The sequence below is a fragment of the Promicromonospora kroppenstedtii DSM 19349 genome (assembly GCF_000515355.1).
Taxonomy (GTDB): Bacteria; Actinomycetota; Actinomycetes; order Actinomycetales; family Cellulomonadaceae; genus Promicromonospora; species Promicromonospora kroppenstedtii.
In genome coordinates this window covers 27,600-36,167 of the sequence record NZ_KI911649.1, presented here as the reverse complement: position 1 = coordinate 36,167, position 8,568 = coordinate 27,600, and the positions used below count along the sequence as shown (strand labels likewise).

The window sequence follows — 8,568 nt, the reverse complement described above, 5'->3', positions numbered from 1 at the left end:
GAGGCCGCCGCGCCCGCGGCACCGGGCTCGCCCGCTGTCGCGGCGGCGTCCGCCACCACGGCGTCCTGCACGATGACGGGAACGGTGTCCCGGTGTGCGTCGTCGTACCCGGCGGCGACCAGTCCCGTGACGTCGAAGAGCGCCGGGTCCAGGCGGTCGGGCACGAGGCGCGCGACGTCACCGGGGATCACGCGCACGCTGTCGCCCTGGACGAGCTTCTGGAAGGCGATCCCCTCGCGGCCCGCCGCGGGCCGTACCGTGACGGACCTGCGGCCGTCGGGGTACCGCCCGACGTCGACCTGGTCACCCGTGATCAGGGTGACCGTCGCGGACGACCCACCCGAGGCCGCCGCCCTGGCCACCGTCCCGCCCGAGCCGCCGGCTTCCCCACCGCCGCCCCCGGCCGCCCCGGACGACCACGCCGGTACCCCTGTACCCAGCGCGACCGCCACCGCGATCACCGCTGCCGCTGCACCCGTTCTGGCGCGCATCTACCTGTCTCCTTCGTGAGGACGCGGCGGTCGATCACCGCCTTCACCAGCGCAGACGTCGCGTGCACAGGAATCGTTGGGTAGGCCGCGCAGGTCACGGGCGTGTCAGACCCACAGGTCACCCGGGTGACCTGTGGGTCTGACACGTGCGAGTGGTGCGGGCGGTCAGCGCGCGAGCTGCGGGGTCGCCGCGCGCAGGCGGCGCGTGTACTCGTCCCGCGGGTCGTCGTAGACCTGGGCGGTGGGCCCCTGCTCCACGATCAGGCCCTCGTGCATCACCGCGACCTGGTCGCAGACGTGCCGCACGACGCCCAGGTCGTGCGACACCAGCAGCAGAGTCAGCGCGCGCTCGTCCGCGAGGCGCGCGAGCAGGTCCAGCACCTGCCGCCGGACGGACACGTCGAGCGCGCTGACCGGCTCGTCCGCCACGAGGATGCGCGGACGGCACACCAGCGCCCGCGCGATCGCGATGCGCTGCCGCTGGCCCCCGGAGAACTGGTGCGGGTACCGCCCGGCCGCGTCGAGCGGCAGGCCGACGGCGTCCAGCATCTCGAGCACCGCGTCGCGCCGTCCGGCCGCCGAGCGCGGGCCGCCGTCCCGGACGTTCATGGCGTTCAGCAGCGGCTCCGCCACGATGTCGCCGACGGTCATCCGGGGGTCGAGCGAGCCGTACGGGTCCTGGAACACGAGCTGCAGCGCGGAGCGCAGGCCGCCCAGGTCGCGCGGCTCGGCAGGGCTCAACTCGACGCCCGCGGTCACGACCCGGCCCGACGTCGCCCGGTCGAGCCCCGCGACGATCCGCAGCAGCGTCGACTTGCCCGACCCGGACTCCCCCACGATCCCGAACCGCTGCCCCTCCTGGACCGCGAGGGACACCCCCCGCAGCGCCTGGACCGGCTGGCCCCGGTGGGCGTAGGTGCGGGTCACGTCCTGGACGCGGATCAGTGCGGCGGGGGTCTCGACAGGCTCGACCCGCGATGGGGGATCGGCCTGCGACGCGTGCTCGGCCTGCGACCGGCGGGGCTCGAGGGTGGACGCCGCCAGCAGCCGCCGCGTGTACTCGTGCCGGGGGCGCGCGAACACCTCGTCGACCGGTCCCTCCTCGACCACGACGCCGTCGAGCAGCACCACCACGCGCTCGCACACCTGGGACACCACGGCCAGGTCGTGCGTGATGAACAGCAGCCCGGCGCCCCGGTCGCTGACCAGCCGCGTCATGAGGTCGAGCACCTGACGCTGGACGGTGACGTCGAGGGCCGTCGTCGGCTCGTCCGCCACGAGCACGGCCGGGTCGTTGGCCAGCGCCGCCGCCAGCACCACGCGCTGCCGCTGCCCGCCGGACAGCTCGTGCGGGTACCGCCGGGCGGCACTGTCGGGCAGGCCGACCTCGGCGAGCAGCTCCGCCGCGCGGCGCGTCGCCGTCCTCCCGTCAGTGCCGTGCAGGGTCATGGCCTCGGCGACCTGGTGGCCCACGCGCACGAGCGGGTCGAGCGCCGTCATCGGCTCCTGGAAGACCATCGAGATCGCCTGGCCACGCAGGCGGGCCAGGGCCCGCTCGCCCCGGTCCAGGAGGTTCCCGTCCACCCCGGCGAGGCCGACGTGCCCGGTCGCCGCGACGCCGTCGGGCAGCAGACCGAGGGCCGCCAGCGCCGTCATGGTCTTGCCGGAGCCGGACTCGCCGATCAGTCCGACGCGCTCCCCCGCGGCGACCCGTAGCGAGAGGTCGTCCAGGAGGGTGCGTCCGCTCGTCGTGCGGACGGTGAGGTGCCGGAGGTCGAGGGTGGGGGTCCCGACGGGCTCGGACCGCGGGGGCACGGCCCGTGCGGGCTCGACCCGTGGTGTCGCACCGGACTCGGTCGCGAGGCGCGGGTCCAGGACGTCGCGGAGCCCGTCGCCCAGCAGGTTGAAGCCGAGCACGGCGACGGCGATCGCCACCCCGGGCACGATCGCGAGGTGGTCGGCCAGGCCGAGGAACTGCTGGGACTCCTGCAGCATGCGCCCCCACGACGGCGTGGGCGGGGGAGTGCCGAGGCCGAGGAACGACAGCCCGGCCTCGGCGAGCACGGCGATCGCGAAGTTCACGGAGCACTGCACCAGCACCGTGCCGGCAATGTTGGGCAGCACGTGCCGCGCCGCGATCGCGACCTCGCCGCGGTTCGCGGCGCGGGCGGCGAGGACGTAGTCGGACCGCATCACCTGCAGCGTCCCGCTGCGCGCGACGCGCGTGAAGGCGGGGATGGAGCCGATGCCCAGCGCGACCATCGCGGTGACCGTGCCCGCGCCGTAGACGGCGCCCAGCACGATCGCGAGCAGCAGGCCGGGGAACGCGAGCAGGATGTCGGTGCCGCGCATGAGCACCGCGGCCGGCCGGCCGCGGCCCGAACCCTGGAGCATCCCGGCGAGCACGCCGAGCGGTACGCCCACGAGCGCGGCGATCCCGACCGCGACCAATCCCACCAGGAGCGTGATCCGCGCACCGGCCATGACCTGCGAGAACACGTCACGGCCGAACCGGTCGGTGCCGAACCAGTGCTCGGCTCCCGGCGGCAGCAGCCGCTCGGCGCCCGCGTGCACCGGGTCGTACGGGGTCCAGACGAGCGAGACGAGGGCCGTGACCAGCACCAGCCCCACCAGCACGGCGCCGATGACGAGCTGTGGGTGCGCGCCGGGGCGGCGGCGCCTCGCACCCCTCATGCCGCTCTCCGCAGGCGCGGGTCGAGCAGGGTGTAGACGAGGTCGACCAGGAAGTTCAGGAGCACCACCAGCACCACGAGCACCGCCACGATCGACTGCACGGCAAGGAGGTCGCGGTTGCCCACCGAGTCCAGCAGCAGGCTGCCGAGCCCGGGCACGGCGAAGACGCGCTCGATCACCACGGCGCCGATCAGCATGGACGCGATCTGCACGCCGACCACCGTCACGATGGGCACGCCGGCGTTCCGCAGCCCGTGCCGGACCAGGGCGCCGGTGAAGGTGAGGCCCTTGGCGCGGGCGGTCCGCAGGAAGTCCTCGCGCATGATCTCCAGCACCGCGCTGCGCACGTACCGCGTGATGATCGCGGCCTGCACCGAGCCCAGCGCGACGGCGGGGAGCAGCACGTGCCGCCAGAACTCGCCGAGCCCGTCGACCGGCGCCGCCCATCCGCCCGACGGGAGCCAGCCCAGGCGCACCGCGAAGAGCGCGACCAGCAGCACGCCCACCAGGAAGTTCGGCACGGCCACACCCACCTGGCTCACCGCCGAGAGGGTCACGCCGCCCGCGTTCCGGTGCCAGACGGCGGCCAGCGTGCCCACCGGCACCGCCACCACCAGCGCGATCAGCATGCCGAGCAGCACCAGGATGCCGGTGACCTGCACCCGGTCCGCGACCAGCGGCGTCAGGTCCTGCGACGTCACGTAGCTGGTGCCGAGGTCCCCGGTGAGCAGCCCGCCCACCCACTGGAGGTACTGGACCACCAGCGGCCCGTCGGTGCCGTGCTCGGCCCGCCAGGCCGCGAGCGCCTCCGGGGACGCCTCGATCCCGAGCGCGACGGCCGCGGGGTCGCCCGGCAGCACGCGCAGCAGCACGAAGATCGCTGCCGTCGCCACGAGCAGCGTGACGACGAGCTGTGCGGCGTGCGAGGCGAGGTGTCTGACCATGGGGCGGCGTCCGGCGTCGGCCGGATCAGCGGTCCGACCAGCGCAGGCCGGTCAGGTCCATGGACTCCGTGGTGGCGTTCGCGGCGATGCCCGACAAGGCGGCGTCGGCCACCACAGTGTTGGGGAAGAGGAACAGCGGGTCGCTCGCGGCGTCGTCGACGATCATGCGTGAGACCTCCTGCATGCCGGCGACGTACTGGTCGGGGCTGCCCTCGTCGGCCTTCTCCGCCACCTGACCCAGCTCCGGGTTGTCGTAGCCGATGTAGTAGTCGGGGTCGCCGAAGACGGTGAGCATGTCCCGGGCCTCGGTGTGCAGGATCACGGACATCTCGTAGTCGTGCTCGGTGAACACCTTGTCGAGCCAGACGGCGGGAAACTCCGCGGGAACGATCTTCGCGTCGACTCCGACCTCCGCGAGCTGCGATACCACCACCTGGGCGACGGCCTCGGCGTACGGGCGGGTCGGCACGTCGAAGGTGATGCTGAGGTCCTCGGCGCCGGCCTCGGCCAGCAGCTCGCGCGCCCGGTCGGGGTCGTACGGGTAGGCGCCGGTCAGGTCCTGGTAGTAGGGGTCGGTGGGCGGCACCATCGAGCCGATGAGCTCCCCGTGCCCGGCCCAGGCCGTGTCCAGCACGGCCTTGCGGTCGATCGCGTACATGATCGCGCGGCGCACGTTCAGGTCGTCGAACGGCGGCCGGGCGTTGTTCAGCGCGAGCAGCACCTCGCCTGTCGAGGTGCCGTCGATCACCTGGAGGTCCTGGTCCTGCTCCAGCCCGGCCAGCAGGTCGGGCGCCTGCATGTTGTACGCCATGTCGATGTCGCCGGCGCGGACGGCGTTGGCCTGCGCGTTCGCGTCGGCGAAGTACCGGACGGTGACGTCGGTGATCGCGGGGGTCTCGCCCCAGTAGTCGTCGCGGGCGGCGAGCGTGACGTGGTCGCCGGTGGCGACCTCCTCGACCGTGTACGGGCCGGTGCCGACGGCCTCGGTGGCCAGGTCGACGGACAGGTCGTCGGGGAACATGGCGCCGACGGACGTGCCCATGTCGAACAGCCAGGCGTTGCTGGGGTGCGTCAGGGTCACGGCGACCTCGGTGTCGCTGACGGCCTCGACGTCCTCGACCACGTCCATCTTCGACTTCAGGCTCAGCGTCCAGTCGTCCTGGACCCGGCCGATCGACGCGACGACGTCGTCCGCGGTGAAGGCCGAGCCGTCGGAGAAGGTCACGCCGTCGTGGAGCGTGAAGGTGTAGACCGTGCGGTCGCCGTTGATCTCCCACTTCTCGGCGAGCTTCGGCTGCACCTCGCCCTCCTGGTCGATCGTCACCAGGCCCTCGTAGACGTTGTTCATCAGCAGCTGCGGGATGGCCGAGCCGGAGGTGGTGGTGAAATCGAGGTTGGTGGGCTCTCCGGTCAGTCCGACGACGACGTCGGTACGCCCGGCCGAGGCCCCGCCGGACGAGCTGCCGGCGGAGCACGCCGTGAGCAGGGCCGCTGACGTGAGGACGACGACGGCGCCGAGGGCACGACGCCCGGTGAGGATCTGCACACGGCCAGCGTAGTCGGGGTGAAACAGCTCGAAAATCAGGGTCCGAGAAGTGCGGCGGGGATCACAGCGACACCGTCCTGGCGGCGATAGGCGTACCTGCCCGTGTTGATGACGACCATGTCGGTCAAGGCGTCCCCGAGCTTCTCCTTCAACCAGAGCAGCTGCCGCACGTCCCGATCGCCCGGAGCCGCTGTCAGCTTGATCTCGATGGCGACCAGGCGCCGCCCCAGCCCCTCGACGATCAGATCTACCTCGTGCCTGCCGTCCTGCTCCCTGAGGTGGTGCACCCGCGCCTCCGAACTCGGCGCGTAGACCTGGACGTCCAACGTGACCAGCGACTCGAAGAGTGCCCCGAGGATGGAGTCCGAGCCGATCGCGACGTCGTCACCTCGACCGGTCATGAGGGCGTCCGCGTCCAGGTTGAGCAAGCGCGCCGCCAGCGCCGGATCGGCCAGCTGGTGCTTGGTCGCCTGCCCCAGTCTCGACAGGTGGTTCGACGTCGGCATCCATGCGGGTGTCGGGTCGAGCAGCCAGAGCCCCGCGAGGGCGTCCCGGTACCCGACCGTCGTCTTCGCGTTGGGCTTGTTGCCCTGGTTCGGCGTTGCCGCGTCAAGGATCTCGACATACTTCGCCGTTGATGACGACGCCGCGGCGTACGCGGCGAGCCAGGCCCTGAGTGCCTCCGGGCGCCGGACCGGGTACCCCTGATCGGGAAACTCTCGCTGCACGATGTTGTCGATGTAGGCGTCGAGCGCTGTCCGACGAAGCCTTGGCGTGGCGGCCGAGCGAATTCCGGGATAACCCGACGCGACGATCTCCTCCACGTAGTCGCCGAGCACCACCTGTGTCTCCCCGCCGACTTCTGCTCCACCGTCCAGCAAAGCCGCGAGGCTCACCGTCGGTGTCTCCAGCCCACGTTCCGACAAGCTCATAGGCCGCATTCGCATGCCGACGATGCGACCCGCACCAGAGTGCACGACCGCGCCACGCGGTGCGGAGCTGCCCGTCACAAGGAATCGACCAGGCTCCGCACCGTCGTCCACAGCACGTCGGATCCGGTCCCACGACTCCGGCCACCTCTGCCACTCGTCGACGAGCACGGGGCCTGGCAGGGTCCGCAGCAGATCGGGATCGGCGATGAGACGACGCCGCTCATTCGCCTGGTCGAGCCGGAGAACCGAGGTCGCGCGACGGCGAGCGGTCTCTGTCTTGCCCACACCCTTCGGCCCGTAGACCGACGTGGCCTGCAGATGCGGCTGAAGCTCGTCGAGCAGGCCGTCGATCACTCGGGTCTCGTACATCGTGGACTCCTGTTACGCCTCGCACACACTCACTAGTACCTCTCCCACACATTACCAACTGGACCTTACACACGTCTGCGAGCGGACCGCACACGCAAGCCGGACCACGAATATGCTGGCCTCGTGCGCCTCGTCACCTGGAACGTCAACTCGATCCGCACGCGGGTGGACCGCGTGCTCGCCTTCATCGACCGGTCGCGGACCGACGTCCTGGCGATCCAGGAGACCAAGTGCCGGGACGACCAGTTCCCCACCGCCGCCTTCGAGGCCGCGGGGTACGAGGTGGCGCACTTCGGCCTCTCCCAGTGGAACGGCGTGGCCATCGCGTCGCGCGTCGGCCTGGCCGACGTCGCGACGCACTTCCCGGAGCAGCCCGGCTTCGCCAAGGCGGCCGCCGACGACGACCCGGACGCCCTGCTCGACGTGGCCCTGCCCCTGGAGGCGCGCGCGATCGGCGCGACCTGCGGCGGCGTCCGCGTGTGGAGCCTGTACGTGCCGCACGGCCGCGCGCTCGGGGACCCGCACTACGCCTACAAGCTCGCCTGGCTGGAGTCCCTCCGCACGGCGGCGAAGACCTGGGCCGACGCCGGCGACGCGGTCGCGCTCACCGGGGACTGGAACGTGATCCCGCTGGACACCGACGTCTACGACGCGGCGGACTTCGCCGGCAAGACGCACGTCTCCCCACCGGAGCGCGCCGCGTTCGACGCCTTCGGCGAGGCCGGGTACACGGAGCTGACCCGCAAGTTCCTGCCCGAGGAGCACACCTACACGTACTGGGACTACCAGCAGCTCGCGTTCCCCCGGAACAAGGGTCTGCGGATCGACTTCTGCTGGGCCTCGCCGGCGCTCGCCGGGCGCGCCACGGGGGCCGCGATCGACCGGGACGAGCGCAAGGGGAAGGGCGCCTCCGACCACGTGCCGGTGATTGTCGACCTCACCGACTGATCCGTCGCGCGCCCGCTGTGATGTGCTGAGGTTCCACTCTCGATGGGGAAATCGTCGGGTGAAATTGTCCATAAATCGAGTGCTCTCGAAACGGGTGCCGTTCCGGTGGCAGGGTCGTTACAGAATGTCGGTAAGTTAACTGCATGACGTCGACGCCCGACCAGACACCGGCCGCCACTGAAGTCGCCGAGATCCCCGTCTCGGATCCTGTCGCGAAGACGTCCGAGGTCGATTCGGAGCCGGGCCCCGCTCCCCAGGGCCCCTCCGGCAAGGGCGACAGCGACGACGACGCGGACACGTCCGAACCGGTGGGCGAGGCCCCGAAGGCTACCGAGGCCGACGACGCCGCGGCTGAGCGCGAGCCTGTGGACAACGCTGTGGACAGTGCTGCGGACGACTCCGCGGGCGAGCCTGTGGACAACGCTGTGGACGAGTCCGTGGACAGCGCTGCCGGGGAGTCCGCCGACGACGCGAGCGTCTCGTCCGCGGACACTGCTCCGGCAGGTTCCGCTCCGGCAGGTTCCGCTCCGGAGGACTCCGCCGACGAGCCGGATGTCGAGCCCGCGCCGGTCCCGGCGGCCGCAGCTCCGAGGACCGCTCCGACGCCGGTCCCCGAGCCCGAGGACGTCGGGCCCGCCGAGCCG

At 71.9% G+C, this 8,568-nt stretch carries 5 protein-coding genes and 2 pseudogenes; 2 read left to right on the top strand and 5 right to left on the bottom strand.

The annotated features are described in order from the left end of the window. From PROKR_RS34455 to PROKR_RS09670, 5 genes and pseudogenes are all read right to left on the bottom strand, one after another. Nucleotides 1–491, bottom strand: a pseudogene (locus PROKR_RS34455) (hypothetical protein); the annotation flags it as partial. 165 nt (nt 492–656) lie between these two features. Then, nucleotides 657–3,185, bottom strand: coding sequence for a dipeptide ABC transporter ATP-binding protein (locus PROKR_RS09685; protein ID WP_084800354.1), 2,529 nt, complete (start codon nt 3,183–3,185; stop codon nt 657–659). Beyond that, a complete protein-coding gene (locus tag PROKR_RS09680) occupies nt 3,182–4,129 on the bottom strand; it encodes an ABC transporter permease (protein ID WP_036962612.1) in 948 nt (315 codons plus the stop codon). Before PROKR_RS09680 ends, PROKR_RS09685 begins: the two co-directional genes overlap by 4 nt. Before the next feature lie 25 nt (nt 4,130–4,154). After that, complete coding sequence (locus PROKR_RS09675) at nt 4,155–5,675, bottom strand: ABC transporter substrate-binding protein (RefSeq protein WP_036962611.1); 1,521 nt, start codon at nt 5,673–5,675, stop codon at nt 4,155–4,157. Between the two features lie 35 nt (nt 5,676–5,710). Then, on the bottom strand, nt 5,711–6,961 hold the full coding sequence (locus tag PROKR_RS09670) for an ATP-binding protein (RefSeq protein WP_245605772.1): 1,251 nt from the start codon (nt 6,959–6,961) through the stop codon (nt 5,711–5,713). Between the two features lie 138 nt (nt 6,962–7,099). Here PROKR_RS09670 and PROKR_RS09665 point away from each other — a divergent pair, with 138 nt between their 5' ends. Next, entirely contained in the window at nt 7,100–7,924 is an 825-nt protein-coding gene (locus PROKR_RS09665; protein ID WP_036962609.1) for an exodeoxyribonuclease III, read from the top strand. 143 nt (nt 7,925–8,067) lie between these two features. Then, nucleotides 8,068–8,568, top strand: a pseudogene (locus tag PROKR_RS34450) (hypothetical protein); the annotation flags it as partial.